This is a genomic window from Dokdonella koreensis DS-123, assembly GCF_001632775.1.
GTDB classification, from domain to species: domain Bacteria; phylum Pseudomonadota; class Gammaproteobacteria; order Xanthomonadales; family Rhodanobacteraceae; genus Dokdonella; species Dokdonella koreensis.
In genome coordinates this window covers 3,283,910-3,301,677 of the sequence record NZ_CP015249.1, presented here as the reverse complement: position 1 = coordinate 3,301,677, position 17,768 = coordinate 3,283,910, and the positions used below count along the sequence as shown (strand labels likewise).

The window sequence follows — 17,768 nt, the reverse complement described above, 5'->3', positions numbered from 1 at the left end:
CACTCGATGAGGTCAGGCGTCCCATGAAGAAACGACTGTGGTCCCTCGTGCTGTCCGGCTTGTCGCTCAACGCCGTCGCCCAGCCGGGCGCGGCCGACGAGGTGCCGGCGGAACAACACCCGCCGCGCTGGAGCCTGGGTATCGCCGCGATGGTCTCGGACAGCCCGTTTGCCGGCGAGGGCACGCGGGTGATGCCGGTCCCGCTGGTGACCTACGAAGGCGAGCGCTTCTACTTCCGCGGCATCACCGCCGGCTGGCGTTTCGTCAGCAGCGAGTCGTTCGAGCTGGCCGCGATCGGAAAGCTCCGCTTCGACGGCTTCGACGTCAAGGACCTCGGCCGGCGCGAACTGGCCGACAACGGCGTCGACTACCGGCTGCTGGAAGACCGCGACCTCGCGTTCGACCTCGGCCTGGGCATGAAGTGGAGCGGCCGCGCCGGCGAGCTGGAGGTCGAGCTGCTGGCCGACGCGACCGACACCAGCGGCGGGCAGGAGGTCTCGATCCAGTACGGCTACCCGTTCGCGCTCGGCCAGGGCCAGTTGACGCCGATCGTGGGCGCCACCTGGCAGTCCAAGGACATGGCGAACTACTACTACGGCACGCTCGACAAGGAAGTCGCGCGCGGCGTCGTCGACTACAAGCCCGGCTCGGTCGCGATCGGCCATGTCGGCTTCAACTACTTCCGGCCGATCGGCCAGAAGTGGTCGCTGCTGGCCTCGGTCAAGTACAGCAGCCTGCCCGACGAGATCAAGGACAGTCCGTTGATCGATGCGGACGCCAAGGGTACCGCGTCGGTGTTCTTCGGCCTCTCGCGCGGGTTCTGACGCGCGCGGGGCGGCTCCGAAGCCTCGCGGTCTAGGGGCGTCCGGCGGCCTCGAAGTCGTCGTCGAACAGCGCGTCGATCACCGGCACGAACACGATCGAGGTCGGGTAGCAGTTGCCGCAGCCGGGATCGTAGGGCCCGCCGAAGCGCGTCACGAACGGACCGAGGTCGAGCTGGACGGGGTTGGCGCCGACGTTGAGCCGCACGCTGTGGAAGCGGTTGGAACGCACCGGCACGCCGGGGTTGGCGTCGGTCGGGTTGGTGGTGCCGGGATTGGCCACGGTGGTGCGCACCGGGCCGCCCGGGCACCAGTTGCGCGGGTTGGTCGGATTGGCGCCGACGGTGCCGGAACTGATCGAGCCGTTGAGCGGATTGATCGCGGTACCGACGAACGCATTGCAATTGGTCTGCGTGCTGAACGCGTCGCCGACCGGAGCGCCGTTGACCTGCACGGTGTTGCCGGTGCTGAAGCCGTACTCGGAGTTGCCGCCGTGCGTGGTGACGATCAGATGCAGCGTGCCGTCGACGGTGGTGCTGCCGTCGCCCGGGTCGGGCACGTCGAGCGTGCCGGCGATCGTCAGCGACGCGCCGGAGGCAGGGCCGGTCGGCGCGTTGAGCGCGGCGCGCACCGCGGGGCCGGGCGCGGGCGGGCCGGGCGGTTGCGTGGAGAGCAGGTCCAGCGAGAAGCTGAAGCCGGTGCGCGCGAAGATCGCCTGGGCCTCCTCGGTGGTCAGGCCCGGCGGATACGGCGCGAGCGGCAGGTTCGCCACCTGGGCACCGGCGTTGGTCCAGCACGGGTTGTAGGTGCCCGATCCATTAGGGTAGGTCGGGTAGGAGCCGCCGGCGAAGCCGACCCAGATGTCCTGCGTCGGATCGGCCAGGTGCGGTGCGTAGGCGCTGACGTCCATCAGCGGCGACACGTACGGCGACGGATTGCTGTCGCGGTTGTAGGTGCTGAACGTCGTCATGAAGCGCGCGATCTCGATCGTGCGCGGGATGTCGGCGGTGGTGGGGACGGCGCCGGCGGCCTTCGGCAGGTAGACGATGCTTTCGATGCGGTCGAAGGCGTCGCAGCCGGCGAACTTGGTGACCTTGGCGGCCAGGTCCGCACCGAGCTGCGCCTTCTGCTGCGCGCTCAGCAGCGTCAGCGTGTACCAGGACTCATTGCCGCGCAGCAGGACGATGCCGGGCGGCGTGGTGTAGAGCGGTGGCAGGTCGTCGGAGTAGATGCTGAACTGCGGCGCCTGCGTCAGCACGTTCGTCGTCGTCACCGTCTGGGCACCGGCCGCCAGCGGCACGGCCAGCAGCACGAGGGCGAGAAGGGGTCTGGCGCCGCCAATCGGTGTCGTCGGTTTCACGGGTTCGCTCCTCAGGGCCGCGTTTGGTTCGGGACAGGCTTGCCGGCGGGCCGGCGGCGGACGCTGCGAGCTTCCCTGCCCGATCCCGGCAGCGGCTGCGGGCGTGCACCGTCACCCGCCTGCATCTTGAGTGACGCCCGTCGAGGGATCAAGGCCGCCTGGCCGGTCGTTTCCGCCGGCTGGACGATGGGCTGTCCTCGTGCGGGCGGCAGGCCCATGGACGGCTCGGATGTTCAGTGCGCCCGGCGAAAACATGCCCGACCCACGCCGGCAGGCCGGGCGTCGGGGCGGCGCGTGCGCGGCGTCAGTCGGCCGGCATTGCGGCCTGCGTCGCGTGCGCCGGCGTGCGACCCGGCCGTCGGCCGTTCAACCACCGCCCCAGCACCGTGTGCCGCACCAGCAGCTGGTAGCTGGCCAGCGAAACGACGAGCGTGAGCGTGGTGGCCAGCGCGAACTTGGCGGGCCAGGGCAGCGGCACGTCCAGCAGCCGGTACTGGATCGCGAACAGCACCGGCAGGTGCACCAGGTAGACCCAGTAGGCGGCGTCGGCGAACCAGCGCATCACCCGATTGGACGTGTCCAGCCAGGCGCGGCCGGCGATCAGGCAGCACAGCGTCATCCACAGGCCGGCGCAGGCTTGAAGCACGGCGTCGAGCCCGCGCGTGGCCCAACCGGCCGGCACCGGGCGCGGCGTGCCGAGCACCCACGGCGAGGCCGCGTACGCCACGAGCGCGCCGACCAGCAGCAGCGGCCCGAAGCGCCGCAGGCCGTCGATCAGCGCGGGCTGCAGGTACAGGTGATAGCCGAGCGCGAAGTACGCGCCGAAGTACGCCACGGCCCACAGCTGCGGCAGCAGCGCTTCGGGCGCCGGCCATGGGTTGGTCGTCATCGCCAGCGCAGGCGCCAGCAGCAGCGGGGCGACCAGGACCGTCGGCCAGGAGACCGGCAGCGCGCGTATCCGGGCGTAGGCGCGCTGCGGCTCGATGGCGGCGACGACCCAGACCAGCAGCGTGAACAGCATCAGGTAGGCGAGGAACCACAGGTGCGCAAGGCTGGGTATCAGCGGCACGCTGCCTTGCGTGGCGGCGTAGTCGCGCAGCCAGGCGAGCACCGGCGAGGGGTGCTGCACGGTCGTCGCGGCGTAGACGGTCAGCCGGTACATGCCCAGCACCACCAGCGGAACGCCGGCCAGCAGCGGCAGCAGCACGCGCACGAGGCGCGTACGGAACAGGCCGGCCAGCCCGCGGCGCTGCACCAGCAATGCGCTGAAGAAGCCGGCCACGACGAAGAACAGCGGCATCCGGAACGCGTGCAGCCACCAGGCCACCATGTCCACGGCCGCGGAACCGGCGGCATCGGCGGGCGGCCAGTAGGGCCGGATCAGCGGGCTGTAGGCGAGCGCGGCGTGGAACACCACGCCGGCGAGCATCGCCAGCGCGCGCAGGTTGTCCATGTAGTGGATGCGCGATGTCGTGGTCATGGCCGGGTGCTCAGAGGAACGCGGTCTTGCGCGTGTGGAACCAACTGCTCGCGAGTAGGGCCAGCACGATCGCCGCGAGCTCCGCCGCCAGTACGCGTAGCACCGTGGCGCTCCAGACGATGTCCTCGGTCCGGATGAACGGTGCGACGCCGTCGAGCCGGCTCACCAGGTACATGAAGGGCCCGATCAGCGTCATCAGCCCCAGCATGACGAAGATGTTCCAGCCCTCGGACTCGCAGGCGATCGCGAAGCCCAGCGAGGCGCAGAAGCTGGCCAGCATGAAACCGGCGGTCAGTACGGTCCAGACCACGGTGCCGTCGGGGATCGGCGTGGTCAGGATCAGCACGATCATGCCGCCGGTGACCACGGCGAACGGCACCAGGTAGATCACCAGGTTCGCCAGCAGCTTGCCCCAGTACACGTCCATCGGCGAGACCGGCAGGCTCATGACGAAGGCGAGGGTCTGCTGCTTGCGCTCGGCCAGCAGGGACGTCTCGATCGTGTACGAGCCGCACACGACCAGTAGCACCAGCAGCAACAACGCGCCGGCGGCAGCGGCCCACGGCGCGCCGGTGCCGATCAGGCCCAGCGCCAGCACGATGCCGGCCAGGTAGCCGGCCAGCTGCTTCTGGCAGACCTGCCAGTCCTTGACGATCAGCCGCCCGACCAGGCGGGCATCACAGGCGAACAGGTTCATCGGCTCGTTCCTCCACGCACCGTCGTCACGAAAATGTCTTCCAGCGTCATCGGCTCCACTGCCGTGACCTCCAGGCCCTGCGCCTTCAGCCGCTGCAGCAGCCCTTCGTCGAAGGCGCCGGTCTTGATCTCGATCAGCGGCGGGCTTTCGCGGACGGATGCGATGCCGGCGATCGCGTCGAGCGGCCCGATCGCCGGCCCGCGGCACAGGATGCGCCGCCAGCTGTCGAGGAAGGACTCCTTGTCGCGCGAGGCGACGATCCCGCCGCGATGCAGGAACGTGATCGCGTCCGCCAGCTGTTCGATGTCGGCGGTGTTGTGCGAGGAGAACAGCACCGACCGCTCCTCGTCGCGCAGGACCTCGGCCAGCGCGTCCAGCACCTCGCCGCGCGCGATCGGGTCCAGGCCGGTGGTGGGCTCGTCCAGCAGCAGCAACCGCGGGTGCCGCGCGAAGATCAGCAGCAGCAGCGCCTTGACCCGCTGGCCGTGCGAGAAGCCGGCCAGCTTCTGCTGCGGGCGCAGGTCGAAGCGCGCCAGCAGTGTCTGCGCATAGGCCTCGTCCCAGCCGGGATAGATCCGCGCGACGAAATCCATGTGCCAGCGCAGCGTCTGGCCGCGGTACAGGCGCATGTCGTCCGAGGCGTAGCCGATGTCGCGCTTCACCGCGACCTGTGCCTCGGGCAGCCGCTGGCCGAGCACCGCCACCGCGCCGTCGTCGGCGCGGATCAGGCCGACCAGCAGCCGCAGCAGCGTGGACTTGCCGGCGCCGTTGACGCCGACCAGGCCCATGATCTGGCCGGTGGGCACGACCAGGTCGATGTCGTGGAGCGCGAATTCGCCGTAGTGCTTTTGCACGCCCGAGAGGGCGATGGCGGGAGATTGGATGTCCATGGTTCCTGCAAGGGTCCGGAGGCGGTTAGGGACTGTCGGAAGGGTGGGACAAGGCTTCTTCGACCTGCGTCAGCACGTCCTGGGGTTCCAGGCCGAGCGTTCGCGCGGTGGTGACCAGCTCGGCCAGTTGCGTGCGGAACGTGTCCATCAGTACGGCCCGAGACGCGTCGGGCTGGTCGGCCACGAACGAGCCCTTGCCCTGCTGCGTCACGATCACGCCGGCGCGTTCCAGTTCCAGGTAGGCGCGCTTGACGGTGATCACGCTGACGCGGCTGGCGCTGGCCAGTTCGCGGATCGACGGCAACGGATGGCCGGACGGCCATTCGCCGGCCATCACCTTCGCCACCACCTGCTCGACGATCTGCGCATACATCGGCGTGCCGGAGTGGCTGGAGAGAACGAGTGCATCACGCATGCATAGGATCAGGCCTCACTGTGTATAGTGAGTATACACAGATATGCCCGGACATCAACAGGGCCTTGCGCGCGGTGCTTGCGGGCCTCCGGCGGCTCGGTTTCACTTCCGCGTCCACGGGACGGCTGTCCTTGGGCCGGAGACGGTGTTGCAGGCGTTGGATCTGATCGTTCGGGCGGTGGCGGCCACGCTGTGGCTGCTGCTGGCCTGGCGGCTGGTGTGGGCGGCGGGCGGCGAACGCGTCGTGCGCTTGTTCGTCCCGCTGGCGCTGGGTCTGGTGGGTTTCCTGGCCGGCACTACGGTGCAGCCGGCGTTGCTGCTGCCGGGCACGGCGGCCGTGGTGGCCGGTGTGCTCAGCGGCAGCGCGGCGGTGTTCCTATGGTGGTTCTGCCTGATGCTGTTCGACGACGCGTTCCGCCTGGGCCCGATGCAGGCGGTGGTGGCGGTCGCACGGTGCAGGGCCGGTGCTGGTGGCGCGGCGCGGCGGCAACCTGAGCCGCACCCTGCGGCGCGCGCGCTCCGCTACCTGCTGCACCGCCGTGCGCTCGATCGCCTTGCGGCGACCGGCCCGCGTGCGGCGCCTATCGGGGAACTCCCGCGCTCGCCGGATCGATGCGGGAGCAGGCCGCCGACGTGCCGGGCCGGAGCCGGCGCACGCACGACCGGCGCTTGGCGTGCGCGTTCCGGGATGACGCTCGCGATCGACGTGATGCGGGATTCGCGTAGCGCCACGGTGGCGGCATGGCGTGGAGCCGGCCGCGCAGCGGTGACCTGGGCTTTTCAGCTGCGCCGGGCGGCGCCGGACCCGCCCGATGCGTCGGGCGCGTGCTTGTCCAGTCGGTGGTTCTCGTACATCTCGATCGCGGCCTTCAACAGCCCGATGTAGCCGATGCCGAGCATCAGCACGCCGAACGCCACTTCCTGGATGATGCCTCCGGACGAAACCAGGAAGCCGTACAGGCCCGCGACCAGCATGGCCGCCGCGGAGGCCGCCAACGCGATCAGGGCCAGCCGGCCCTTGCGCGGGTCCTGCCAGATCCGTTTGGAGAACGCGTTCTGCGTCGTGGTGGTGTCCTGCAGCGTCGAAAAGCTGATCGCCACGCCGGCGACGACCAGCGCCTTGTTGAGGCCCTGCCAGAACCCGTCGAAACCCGTGAAATACGGTTGTACGACGTAGAACAACGACACCAGCAGCAGCGGGTACTGCAGATAGCTGACGGCGTGGAACAGCCGCGTGACCTTGCTCATGGGGCGAGCGCTCCGGGGCTCGAATCGTTGTCTTGAGGGTGCCGCGCCCGGATCGCCGGGCAACGATGGCGCGCGGCGCCGCGGCGGCCGCGCACCATCGCATGGGGCGTGTCGCTATCGCAACGGTGCTCGCGCTGCGCAGAGGTTACCCGGACATCGGCTCAAGGAGCGATCTTGATCTTGCGTCCCAGGGCCTTGATGGCTTTGTTGGTGCGCTGGTTACGCGGGGGAAAGTCGTTGGGGCGAGTCCAGCCGACGACCTCCCCCAGGGTGGAAACGCCAACGCCGTCCAGGCGGTAGTCGGGTTCGTGGATGGCGTTCCAGATGCGTTCGGCCACGTCGCCCGGCCCCCATATCACGTAGCGGAACACCTCGGGCCCGGAGTGAGAGCCGCTGGCCGAACGGGCGTCGTAGATCATGCGGGCGTGAGCGAGGATCTTGGGCCATGCGCCGGGACTGCGGGTGAAGCCGAGCTCTTCCACGCCCTTGCGCGTGGAATGCATGCCGAACGCGTGGGAGCACGCAAGCGTCTCGGCAAAGGTTTCCTGGTCCAGCGCCAGGATGCGATCTTCGGCGAAATGCTCCACGAACAGAGGCGCGACTCTCTCCATCATGTCGCGTTCGTTCTCGTAGTCGAAATCCGAGGTCTTCCACCACGCGAGGGCGTCCTGCATCGCGGCTTCGGCATGGCGGCTGTTGCGCTCGTAGTGGCCGAGATAGGCGTCCTTTTCGGATCGCGGATCGACGATGGTGTAGTAGTAGGCGTGCAGGAACTGGTCACACTGCACGCCGGGCGGGATCCCTTCCCGGATCCATCCGGGGCGGTTCTCGGGACTGGCGACACGCAGTGCAAGGGGGCGCAGGTAGGCGAGCGTCTCGTGCCACTCGGCCACGAATCTCCTTTTCCTCATCGTGAAAGAGCTGCGGGCCGGCTGATGCGCGATGGGGCTGTTCCGGTCCATCAAGGCCGCGTGCCCGTCCTCGAATTCCTTCTGGACGAGGTAGGCATCCTTGCGGATCTGCTTGAGGCGCTCGTGCAGCTGCCGCTGAGCGCGGTAGATCGTCTCGTCGAGCGGGATCGACTGCGCCGCCACCTGATCGAAGAACCCGTCGAGCCGCTCGGTCATGCCTTGCGCGTCGAGTTCGTCCTGCGTCAGGAACACGCCGGCCTCGTGGTTCTGGTTCCACGCACGATCGGTGAGGTTCGCCGAGCCGATGTAGGCGCCGACGCCGACCCACCAGATCACCTTGGCGTGGAGCCAGTGAGGGACCAGGCGACACTCGACGTCCGCGCTGTTGCGCTGGCGCATCAGGAACCAGCGCAGCACCGCCGGATCGATCGGGCAGGTGCCGTCGATGCGCCCGTAGAATGTCACGGGCTTGTCCAGCCGCTGTGCTGCATCGAAGAGCAGCAGGTCGCCATTTCCATGTTCGGCGTAAGGGATTGCCGCCTTCACTTCCTCGCAATCGGGAAGACAGTCCTGGTTGAGGTTGGGCAAAGGATACCCAGCCTTTTCGAGCCCGATCAGCTTCATGTGCGACGTCCTTGCGGTTGATCCAGCGGCGTTCGAGCCGATCGCGGCTCGGGGCCGGCCTTGCGGGGTGGGCGTTGAAATCGGAGTCCATGCGCATGCCATTGTCCCCCATCCCGGCGCAGGAGCGCTGGGTGAGCACGCCCCAGGGCCGGCTCTTCACCCGTTGCTGGAGTCCCGGCGCCGGTAATCCCGGGCGCGATGTCCCGATCGTGCTGTTCCACGACTCGCTGGGCTGCGTCGCGCTGTGGCGCGACTTCCCGGAGCGCCTGGCGCAGGCCTCGGGCCGGACCGTCATCGCCTATGACCGGCTCGGCTTCGGCCGGTCCGATCCGCATCCCGGCCGGCTGGACCGCGATTTCGTCCAGGACGAGGCGCGTGGCGCGTTTGCCGCAGTCCGCGAGCAGTTGCGGATCGAGCGCTTCATCGCCTTCGGCCACAGCGTCGGCGGCGGCATGGCGGTGGCCTGTGCGGCACGCCACGCGCCCGCGTGCATTGCGCTCGTCACCGAGTCCGCGCAGGCGTTCGTCGAGGACCGCACGATCCAGGGCATCGGCGATGCACGGCGCAGCTTCCAGGCGGCGGGCCAGCGCGATCGCCTGGTGAAGTACCACGGCGACAAGACGGACTGGGTGCTGGCCGCCTGGATCGAGACCTGGCTGGCGCCGGACTTCGCCGGCTGGAACCTGGATGCGGACCTGCGCGGCGTGCGCTGCCCGGTGCTGGCGCTGCACGGCGACCACGACGCGTACGGCTCGGTCCGCCATCCCCGGCGCATCGCCGAGCAGGTGGCCGGACCGGCCACGGTGGTGATCCTGCCGGACTGCGGCCATGTTCCGCATCGCGAACAGCCCGAGGCCGTGCGCGCGCGGGTGACGGCCTGGCTGGACGGCGCGGTCGGCCGGGAATGACCGGGCTGCACAGGCCGTTGCAGCGTTAACTGGCCTGGGGGTATCAGTCCGCTTCGGCGGCCAGCACCTGCCCGAGGTCGCGCGCCAGGCACCGGGCCTGCGCGGGGTCCAGCGTCGAGACCGTGATGCGCAGGCCGTGGGCGGGGGCCTGCACGCCGAAGGCCTCGCCGCCGCGGACGCGCCAGCCGCGCCGGGCCAGGGCGGTGGTGACCGGGCGGCTGTCCGCCGGCAGCGGCAGCCAGAGGTTGAGGCCGTCGGCCGGGGCCAGGACCGGTACGGATTGGGCGGCGAGGGCGGCGCGCAGGGCGTCGCGGCGGCGCGCGTAGTCGGCGCGCGCGCCTGCGATCCGCCGGGTGACGGCCGGTGAGGCGAGGCAGGCGCCGACCACGTCCTGCAGCAGGTGGCTGACCCAGCCGGTGCCGGGCGCCAGGCGCAGCTGCAGCCGCTGCGCGGTCTGCGTGTCGCTGGCGACGAAGGCGAGGCGAAGGTCGGGCCCGAACGGTTTGGAGACCGAGCGGACCACGGCCCAGCGCCGGGCGCCGCGCGGGATCACGTCGTGGTAGCCGGCGGCGGACAGCAGCGAGAAATGGTCGTCGGCGATCACCAGCGCGTGCCGGTGGCGCGCCAGCACGGCACGCAGCTGCCGTGCGCGCGCCGCGCTCAGGCTGCAACCGGTGGGGTTCTGCGCGCGCGGGGTGACGATCACGGCCTGGGCGCCGCCGGCCAGCGCCGCGTCCAATGCGTCGGCGCGCATGCCCTCGGCGTCGACGGCCACGCCCACGGCCTGGTAGCCGCCGATGCGCAGCGTATTGATGCTGCCGAGGAAGCACGGGTCCTCGACCGCCACGGTGTCGCCGGGCACCAGGCAGGCCGCCAGCAGCCGCTCGACGGCGTCCACGGCGCCGTGCGCCAGGCTGATCGCGAAGCGGGCCGGACAGTCGCCGTCGAACCAGCGCCGCGCGTGCGCGTCCAGCGCGGGGGCGACCGGCGCCTCGCCGTACAGGCGCGGCCGATACGGGCGCTGCGCCAGCAGGGCCGGGACGTCCGGCAGCCAGCGCGGCGCGGGATTGCCGCTGGCCAGGTCGACCAGGGGCGAGCCGGGCAGGGCACCTTCCTGCTCGCCGGCGCCGTGCGGCGGCCGGATGCGGGTGCCCAGGCGCCCCTGCGTCGTCGCGATGCCGGCGGTCGCCAGGCGCCGGTAGGCCAGCGCCACGGTGTTGCGGTTGACGCCCAGCGTCGCGGCCAGGTCGCGCACCGGCGGCAGCGCGTGCCCGGGGGGCAGGTCGCCGCCGCGCGCCAGCAGGCGGATGCTGTCGAAGATCTCGGCGGCGGTGGTTCCGGTGATGGTCATGGCGGGTATCACAGCCTGATCTTTGTCCTAGGTCAATGATAGAATCGTGCCGGGTTCGTCCGCGGGACGAGCGTCACCCGTTTGCGAGGTTGAAGCAGTGAGCGAGTCACACGCCGGCGCAGCGCCCGGCACCCCGACCCGGCACGACCAGCACGACCGCTGGCCCCGGGCGGAAACCGTCGAGGATTTCCGTCGCAACCTGGCCGCGGTGGATGCGCGCATCGCCGCGGCCTGCGAGCGTGCCGGCCGCGACCCGGCCGAGGTGCGCCTGCTGCCGATCAGCAAGACCGTCGACGAGGCGCGCATCCGCCTGGCCCATGCGGCCGGCTGCGGCTGGCTCGGCGAGAACAAGGTGCAGGAGGCGCAGCGCAAGTGGGAGGCGATGGCCGACCTGACCGACCTGCGCTGGTCGATCGTCGGCCACCTGCAGACCAACAAGGCCAAGGCGGTGGCACGCTTTGCGGCCGAGTTCCAGGCGCTGGACAGCCTGCGCGTGGCCGAGGCGCTCGATCGCCGGCTGCAGGCGGAAGGCCGCGCGCTGGACGTGTTCGTGCAGGTCAACACCTCCGGCGAGGCCAGCAAGTACGGCCTGGCGCCGGAGGCGGTCGCCGCCTTCGTCCAGGCACTGCCGGCCTATGCAGCGTTGCGCGTGCGCGGGCTGATGACGCTGGCCGTGTTCTCCGCGGAGGCGGCGCGCGTGCGCGCCTGCTTCGTCCGGCTGCGGACGCTGCGCGACCGCCTGCGCCAGCAGACGCCGGCCGGCATCGGGCTGGATGCACTGTCGATGGGGATGTCCGGCGACTACGAGATCGCGATCGAGGAAGGGGCCACCGTCGTGCGCGTGGGGCAGGCGATCTTCGGCGCGCGCAGCACGCCCGATGCCCACTACTGGCCGACCGGCGGCGCGGTGGAGCCGGACGCATGACGCCGCCGCCGACCGCGCTTCCCGAGCCGCTGCAGCCGCTGGCCATCGACGTCGTGTCGGTGCAGTCGCAGGTGGTCTACGGCCGCGTCGGCAACAGCGTGGCGGTGCCGGCGCTGCAGGCGCACGGTCTCACCGTCGCCGCGGTGCCGACGGTCGTCTTCAGCAACACGCCGCACTACCCGACGCTGCACGGCGGTGCGCTGCCGATCGACTGGTTCGACGGCTACCTGCAGGACCTGATCGCGCGCGATGCGCTGCGCAGCCTGCGAGCGGTCCTGGTCGGCTATCTCGGCAGCCCGGCCCAGGCGGCGGCGCTGGCGCACTGGATCGATCGCGTGCAAGCGATGCATCCGGGCCTGCGCGTGATCGTGGATCCGGTGATCGGTGACCACGACCACGGCATCTATGTCGATCCGGGCCTGATCGCGGCCTGCCGTACGCACCTGCTGCCGCGGGCCCAGGGCCTGGCGCCGAACGGCTTCGAGCTGGAGCAGCTGACCGGCCGGCCGGTCGCGGACGAGGCGGACGTGATCGCTGCCGCACGGACGCTGCTCGGCGGGCGCACCCGCTGGGTGGTGGTGACCAGTGCCGCGCCGGCAGCCTGGGCACCGGGCCAGATGCAGGTGGCGGTGGTCACGCACGAGGAGGCGCGCATCCTGCGCCATCCGCGTATCGACGCAATGCCCAAGGGCACCGGCGACCTGTTCAGCGCCGTGCTGGCCGCGCGGCTGCTGGAGGGGGCCGCGGTTTTCGATGCGGCGGCACACGCCTGCGACCAGGTCGTCGCCGCGCTGGAGCGCACGCACCGGGCGCGCTGCGCGGAACTGCTGCTGCCGCCGGTCGCCGGCGGTGGTGCGGGGGCTGAGCCCATGCCCTGCTATCGCCTGGTCGTCCATCGCCACGGCAAGCGGCTGGGCCAGTTCGAGTCCGATGTCCCCGACGCCGCGGCGGCCGTCCGCGACATCGCCGCGCGGCTGCATGCGGCCGACGGTTACCAGCTGGAGCTGTGGGTGGCCGATGGCGAGCGCCGCCTGCTGGAAAGCAGCCCGGACGGGGTGCGCCTGCTGGGGCGCGAGCCGCTGTTCCGGCCGACGGCGCTTTGAGCCACGCCCGCCACCGGCGCGTGGGGCCCACGCGGTGGCCTTGCGCCGGTGGAGACGCTTGCGGCGGGTGAGGGCGTTGACTCGCGCCATCATGTAACATAATTTGTTACGTGATGGCGCTGGCCGCTGGCCGGGCATCGCTGCGCGGCGACGCGCTCGTTCTCGTGCCCGCCAGCGCCCTCGTCCCGCTCTCACCGCTCCGGATCGCCTCATGCGTGAATCGCTCGCCCCGTTCTCCGATGCCGCCGCCGTCGCGCACTATGCGGACGGCCCGCCGCGCCTCGTGCCCGGCTATGCCAGCCTGCATCGCATGACCGCCGTCCTGCTGGCCGAACGCACCCCGCCGGCCGCTCACGTGCTGGTCCACGGCGCGGGCGGCGGCCTGGAACTGAAGGCCTTCGCCGAGGCGCATCCGGCCTGGACTTTCACCGGTGTCGATCCGTCAGCCGACATGCTGGGGCTGGCCGCGCGGACACTGGGGCCGCTGGCGCCGCGCGCCCGCCTGCATCACGGCCTCATCGAGGACGCGCCGGAAGGGCCGTTCGATGCCGCGACCAGCCTGCTGACCCTGCACTTCCTGCCGATCGACGAGCGCCGCCGCACCCTGGCCGGGATCCACCGCCGTCTGCTGCCCGGCGCGCCGTTCGTGGCGGTCCATGCCAGCGTTCCGCAGGAGGACGGCGCACGCGACCGCTGGCTGTCGCGCTATGCCGCCTTCGCGGTGGCGTCGGGCGTGGACCCGGTGAGGGCGGCGGACGGGCGCGCGGCGGTCGAGGCGCATCTGAGCCTCCTGACGCCGGCCCAGGACGAGGCGCTGCTGCGCGAGGCCGGCTTCTCCGGCGTAGAGCTGTTCCATACCGGCTTCACCTTCCGCGGCTGGGTGGCCTACGCCTGATCCGTGCCCCGCCGGCGTTGCCGTGCGCCGGCCTGTTTCACCGGCCGGCGCCGCGCCAGGCCGTGGGCGATACGCCCGAGCGTGCGCATCGCGGCGACGAACCGCGTATCGATCGCCTGGCCGCAGGACAGCCGGATGCAGTGGCGGTAGCGCGTGCCCTTCGAGTAGACCCGCCCGGGCAGGATCACGATGCGCTCGCGCAGCGCGGCCTGGAACAGCGCGGCGCTGTCGACGGCGGCCGGCAGCTCGATCCACAGCAGGAAGCCGCCGGTGGGCTGGGTGGCGCAGGTGCCGGCCGGGAAATGGTCGGCGACCAGGCCGCGCACGGTGGCGACCTGCGCCTCGCAGAGCCGCCGCAGGTGCTTGAGGTGATGCGCGTAGCCGCCGCTCTCCAGGTACAGGCCCACTGCTTCGCCGAGCAGCAGCGGCTCGGCGCCGCTGGAGGCGAACTTCAGGCGCCGGACCGCCGGTGCGAACCGGCCCGCGGCCAGCCAGCCCACGCGGTAGTCCGGTGCCAGCGTCTTGGAAAAGCCCGAACAGGCCAGCACCCAGCCGTCGCGGTCGAACGCCTTGACCGCCGGTTCCGGCGGATCGGCGAACTGCAGCTCCGCGTAGACCAGGTCCTCGATCAGCGGCACGCCGTGTCGCGCGACCAGGTCCGCCAGGCGCTGCTTGGCCGCCGGCGGCATCGTGCAGCCCAGCGGGTTGTGCACGGTCGGCATCGCCACCAGCGCGGCCAGCTGCCGCTGTTCGAGCAGCCGTTCCACGGCGTCGAGATCCAAACCGTGGCGTGGATGCGTCGGGATCTCGATCGCCTTCAGGCCCAGGCTGGCCAGCAGCGGATACAGGTTGAAGTAGGCCGGCGCCTCGATGCCGATGCCGTCGCCGGGGCGGGCCACGGCGCGCAGCGCCAGCTGCAGCGCCTCGGTCGCGCCGTGGGTCAGCTCGATATCGTCGGCCGCCAGCGTCATGCCCAGCCGCTGGCCGCGCAGCGCGATCTGCTCGCGCAGCCGTAGCGAGCCCGGCGGCAGCGCATACCCGGACGCCACGCCGGCCTGGCGCGTCAGGACCGTGTGGGTCAGCCGCGCGAGGCGCTCGCCGGGGTAGAACGACCGCCCGCGCGGGCAGGCCAGCGCCAGTTCCAGGCAATCCGGCTGCCGTCGCGCCTCCAGCACCAGCGCCAGCAGGTCGTCCTGCGCGCTGCCGATCGCCTGGCTCGGCGCACTGCGCAGCGACTGCCGCGGTTCGGGCAGCGCGCTGCGCACGTAGAAGCCCGATTGCGGCCGCGCCACGATCAGCCCGCGATCCTCCAGCAGGCGGTAGGCGGCGGTCACCGTGTTGAGGCTGAGCGCGCGCTGCGCGGCGCAGTCGCGCAGCGACGGCAGCGCGGCACCGGCGGGCAGGCGGCCGCTACGGATGGCGTGGCCGAGATCGTCGGCGAGCGACTGGTAGCGGGGGGCGGCAGCGGTCATGCGCTACTCCGTAGCGAACGGAACTGTACCCATTCAACCACGAACCTGCTGTATCTGTACCCATCGCCATCGCCGCCCTAGCATCGTGGCTCCGCTCCGGACCCCCGCTGGAATGACCGACCTGCTGCCGCTGCTGAGCTACCTCCTGGCGATGACCGTCACGCCGGGCCCCAACAACATCATGCTGACCGCCTCCGGCGTGAACTTCGGCTTCCGGCGCACGATCCCGCACATCATCGGCATCTGCCTGGGCAGTGCCGCGCTGTTCGTGCTGTGCGCGCTGCTATTGAACGCGGCGACGGAATGGATCGCCGCCGTGCGCAAGCCGCTGGCGGCGGCGGGTTGCGCCTACCTGATCTGGATGGCGTTCAAGCTGGCGCGTGCCGATGCGCCGGGGCAGGCGGCGGCGCCGGGACCGATCGGCTTCTTCGGTGGCGCGCTGTTCCAGTGTGTCAACCCGAAGGCCTGGATCATGGTGCTCAACACGGCGGTGCTGTTCCTGCCGGCACAGGCCTCGCTGGCGCTGATTCTCCTCGTCGCGCTGATCGGCATCGCCGTGGGCCTGCCGTCGCTGGCGTTGTGGGCCTGGGGCGGCGAGCGGCTGCGCCGCTGGCTGCATCGGCCGTGGGCGCTGCAGGCGTTCAACCTCGGCATGGCGGGGCTGCTGGCCGGTACTGCGCTGTGGCTGCTGGCCGACGAGTTCGGATCGGCCTAGGACGGGTGGTCCCCGTTCGGGCCGGCAGGTCACGCCGGTCTCTAACGCGCGCGTTTCGAGGACGTGCGCGGACGTCGACGCCAGTCATGTCCTGACGAAGACACCGAATCCTTTCAGCGTTCGCCGCCGCGGGCCGGCGGACCTGTCCCTGGCGCTGCCATCGGGCGTACCCTGGGTCGCCGCCGCTACGGCCAGAGGGATCGCCCATGGCAACGCCCGTCGCCGCATTCGCGTATCCGGCCAGGCGCCTGGTCGCGTCGTGTCATCTGCTCGGCCTGGTGCTCGCATCGGCCTGCGTTGCCGCGCCGGCCGCCGCACCGGCACCGCCCGGCGCGGCCGCGTTCGCGTCGGCCGAGCAGTCCGACCCGCGCCGGCTCGGCTGGATGACCGGCTTTCCGCCGCCCGAAGACAAGACGATCCGGTTCTCGGACGCGGACTACTTCGCCTTTCCGAAGCTGCGCTGGACGGTCTGCCATTTCCGGCAGCTGATGCCCACGGTCGGCGTGGCGCGGGGACCGGGCGGCGCGTCACCGATGAAGCGGCGGATCGACCCGTCGATCGATGCGGTCACGTTCACGCCGCTGGGTGCGGACACGGCCATGACCTGGGCCGACTCGCTGCCGGCCAACTACACCGACGGCATCGTGGTCCTGCATGAGGGCGTCCTGGTCTACGAGCGCTACTTCGGCTGCCTGGACGCGGCCGGCCAGCATGCGGCGATGTCGGTCACCAAGTCGCTGACCGGCCTGCTCGGCGAGATGCTGGTGGCCGAAGGCACGCTGGACGAGTCCGCGAAGGTGGCTTCGATCGTGCCGGAACTGGCGGGCAGCGCCTTCGCCGACGCCACCGTGAGGCAGGTGCTGGAGATGACCACCGGCCTGCGCTACAGCGAGGACTACGCCGATCCGGACGCGGACGTGTGGACCTATGCCGCCGCCGGCAGCCCCTTGCCGCGGCCGGCCGGCTACACCGGGCCGCGGGGTTACTTCGACTACTTGAAGACCGTGCGCAAGCAGGGACGGCACGGCGAGGCGTTCGGCTACAAGACGATCAATACCGATGCCCTGGGCTGGATCATCGCGCGCGTGAGCGGAAGGTCGGTGGCCGACCTCCTGTCCGAGCGGATCTGGAGCCGCATCGGCGCCGAGCAGGACGGCTACTACACGGTCGACTCGACCGGCACGCCGTACGCCGGCGGTGGCTTCAGCGCCGGCCTGCGGGACCTCGCGCGCATCGGCCAGCTGATGCTCGACGAGGGAACGGTCGATGGCCGCCGGTGGGTGCCGGCGGCGGCGATCCGCCGCATCCGCGCCGGTGGCGACCGGGCCGCCTTCGCCAAGGCCGGCTACGCGCTGCTGGCGGGCTGGAGCTATCGCGGCATGTGGTGGATCTCGCATGACGCGCACGGCGCCTACATGGCGCGTGGCGTCCACGGGCAGGCGCTCTATGTCGATCCGGCCGCGCGCGTGGTGATCGCCCGCTTCAGCTCGCACCCGGTCGCCGCCAACAGCGCCAACGATCCGACCACCCTGCCGGCGTTCGATGCAGTGGCCCGCCACCTGATGCGCACGCGTTAGCGGTCCGCGCAAGCCGCCATCGGGACACCGCCCGATACCGGGTGCCAACGGCCCTGCGCAGGTGATCGACAGGGCGGTGCCGGCCGACGAGTGCCAAGGCCGCGTCGCCGCGCCGCGTCACGAATCGCCGCCGGCACCTGTGCTAGCCTCGGCCGCGAGCCAGTCGTGACTGCCGGAGACGCATCATGGACCAGCCAGCGCCCGCCGCGTCGAGCCGCCAGCAGGAACGCTTCGCCTTCCTGCTGCTCACGGTGGTCGTGTTCCCGCTGCTGGCGGTGCTGTTCGTCGCGGGCTACGGTTTCGTGGTCTGGATCTGGCAGATGTTCGCCGGTCCGCCGGGCGGCGCGTGAACGATGCCGCCGGACGCCCGTCTCAC

Annotated in this window: 18 protein-coding genes; 9 read left to right on the top strand and 9 right to left on the bottom strand. The window is 71.1% G+C overall.

Annotated elements, in window-relative coordinates; translation table 11 throughout:
- Window positions 1-23 precede the first annotated feature (23 nt).
- The gene (locus I596_RS13520) at window positions 24-824 is read left to right on the top strand and encodes a MipA/OmpV family protein (protein WP_083965578.1); all 801 of its coding nucleotides are present in this window, start codon (window positions 24-26) and stop codon (window positions 822-824) included.
- Window positions 825-855: 31 nt separating this feature from the next.
- Here the strand turns inward: I596_RS13520 and I596_RS13515 are convergent, their stop codons facing one another.
- The 5 genes from I596_RS13515 to I596_RS13495 form a co-directional block, all read right to left on the bottom strand.
- The gene (locus tag I596_RS13515; RefSeq protein ID WP_150132157.1) at window positions 856-2,181 is read right to left on the bottom strand and encodes a peptide-N-glycosidase F-related protein; all 1,326 of its coding nucleotides are present in this window, start codon (window positions 2,179-2,181) and stop codon (window positions 856-858) included.
- Between the two features lie 304 nt (window positions 2,182-2,485).
- Window positions 2,486-3,661, bottom strand: a complete 1,176-nt coding sequence (locus tag I596_RS13510; RefSeq protein WP_067648952.1) for an acyltransferase family protein — start codon at window positions 3,659-3,661, stop codon at window positions 2,486-2,488.
- Window positions 3,662-3,671: 10 nt separating this feature from the next.
- Window positions 3,672-4,358: an ABC transporter permease gene (locus I596_RS13505; protein WP_067648949.1), complete on the bottom strand. Its 687-nt coding sequence runs from the start codon at window positions 4,356-4,358 to the stop codon at window positions 3,672-3,674.
- Window positions 4,355-5,248 (bottom strand): ABC transporter ATP-binding protein, encoded by an 894-nt coding sequence (locus tag I596_RS13500; RefSeq protein ID WP_067648946.1) that lies wholly within the window; start codon window positions 5,246-5,248, stop codon window positions 4,355-4,357. Before I596_RS13500 ends, I596_RS13505 begins: the two co-directional genes overlap by 4 nt.
- A gap of 25 nt (window positions 5,249-5,273) precedes the next feature.
- Window positions 5,274-5,663, bottom strand: coding sequence for a GntR family transcriptional regulator (locus I596_RS13495; RefSeq protein WP_067648943.1), 390 nt, complete (start codon window positions 5,661-5,663; stop codon window positions 5,274-5,276).
- A gap of 157 nt (window positions 5,664-5,820) precedes the next feature.
- On the opposite strand from I596_RS13495, the gene I596_RS18515 reads away from it, so the two are divergent.
- The gene (locus I596_RS18515; RefSeq protein ID WP_150132156.1) at window positions 5,821-6,549 is read left to right on the top strand and encodes a hypothetical protein; all 729 of its coding nucleotides are present in this window, start codon (window positions 5,821-5,823) and stop codon (window positions 6,547-6,549) included.
- On the opposite strand, the gene I596_RS13490 is transcribed toward I596_RS18515, so the two are convergent.
- The gene (locus I596_RS13490; protein ID WP_067648940.1) at window positions 6,444-6,911 is read right to left on the bottom strand and encodes a hypothetical protein; all 468 of its coding nucleotides are present in this window, start codon (window positions 6,909-6,911) and stop codon (window positions 6,444-6,446) included. The genes I596_RS18515 and I596_RS13490 overlap by 106 nt on opposite strands.
- 161 nt (window positions 6,912-7,072) lie before the next feature.
- A complete protein-coding gene (locus I596_RS13485; protein WP_067648937.1) occupies window positions 7,073-8,446 on the bottom strand; it encodes a phospholipase D-like domain-containing protein in 1,374 nt (457 codons plus the stop codon).
- Between the two features lie 95 nt (window positions 8,447-8,541).
- Here I596_RS13485 and I596_RS13480 point away from each other — a divergent pair, with 95 nt between their 5' ends.
- Window positions 8,542-9,354, top strand: a complete 813-nt coding sequence (locus I596_RS13480) for an alpha/beta fold hydrolase (protein ID WP_067651973.1) — start codon at window positions 8,542-8,544, stop codon at window positions 9,352-9,354.
- A gap of 43 nt (window positions 9,355-9,397) precedes the next feature.
- Here the strand turns inward: I596_RS13480 and ptsJ are convergent, their stop codons facing one another.
- A complete protein-coding gene (ptsJ, locus tag I596_RS13475) occupies window positions 9,398-10,705 on the bottom strand; it encodes a MocR-like B6 salvage transcription factor PtsJ (protein WP_067648934.1) in 1,308 nt (435 codons plus the stop codon).
- A 97-nt stretch (window positions 10,706-10,802) separates the two neighbouring features.
- On the opposite strand from ptsJ, the gene I596_RS13470 reads away from it, so the two are divergent.
- From I596_RS13470 to I596_RS13460, 3 genes are all read left to right on the top strand, one after another.
- A complete protein-coding gene (locus I596_RS13470) occupies window positions 10,803-11,630 on the top strand; it encodes a YggS family pyridoxal phosphate-dependent enzyme (protein ID WP_067648931.1) in 828 nt (275 codons plus the stop codon).
- Complete coding sequence (gene pdxK / locus I596_RS13465) at window positions 11,627-12,733, top strand: pyridoxine/pyridoxal/pyridoxamine kinase (RefSeq protein ID WP_067648928.1); 1,107 nt, start codon at window positions 11,627-11,629, stop codon at window positions 12,731-12,733. The genes I596_RS13470 and pdxK overlap by 4 nt, the downstream gene beginning before the upstream one ends.
- Window positions 12,734-12,944: 211 nt before the next feature.
- Complete coding sequence (locus I596_RS13460) at window positions 12,945-13,628, top strand: class I SAM-dependent methyltransferase (protein WP_067648925.1); 684 nt, start codon at window positions 12,945-12,947, stop codon at window positions 13,626-13,628.
- Here I596_RS13460 and I596_RS13455 read toward each other — a convergent pair.
- Window positions 13,619-15,100, bottom strand: coding sequence for an aminotransferase-like domain-containing protein (locus I596_RS13455; RefSeq protein ID WP_067648922.1), 1,482 nt, complete (start codon window positions 15,098-15,100; stop codon window positions 13,619-13,621). The two genes, I596_RS13460 and I596_RS13455, sit on opposite strands and share 10 nt — an antisense overlap.
- Before the next feature lie 112 nt (window positions 15,101-15,212).
- Here I596_RS13455 and I596_RS13450 point away from each other — a divergent pair, with 112 nt between their 5' ends.
- The 3 genes from I596_RS13450 to napE all read left to right on the top strand — a co-directional run bounded on the left by I596_RS13450 (window position 15,213) and on the right by napE (window position 17,742).
- Window positions 15,213-15,815, top strand: coding sequence for a LysE family translocator (locus tag I596_RS13450; protein WP_067648919.1), 603 nt, complete (start codon window positions 15,213-15,215; stop codon window positions 15,813-15,815).
- 206 nt (window positions 15,816-16,021) lie between these two features.
- The gene (locus I596_RS13445; RefSeq protein WP_083965575.1) at window positions 16,022-17,392 is read left to right on the top strand and encodes a serine hydrolase domain-containing protein; all 1,371 of its coding nucleotides are present in this window, start codon (window positions 16,022-16,024) and stop codon (window positions 17,390-17,392) included.
- Between the two features lie 185 nt (window positions 17,393-17,577).
- On the top strand, window positions 17,578-17,742 hold the full coding sequence (gene napE / locus I596_RS13440; RefSeq protein WP_067648917.1) for a periplasmic nitrate reductase, NapE protein: 165 nt from the start codon (window positions 17,578-17,580) through the stop codon (window positions 17,740-17,742).
- The last annotated feature ends 26 nt before the right edge of the window (window positions 17,743-17,768 follow it).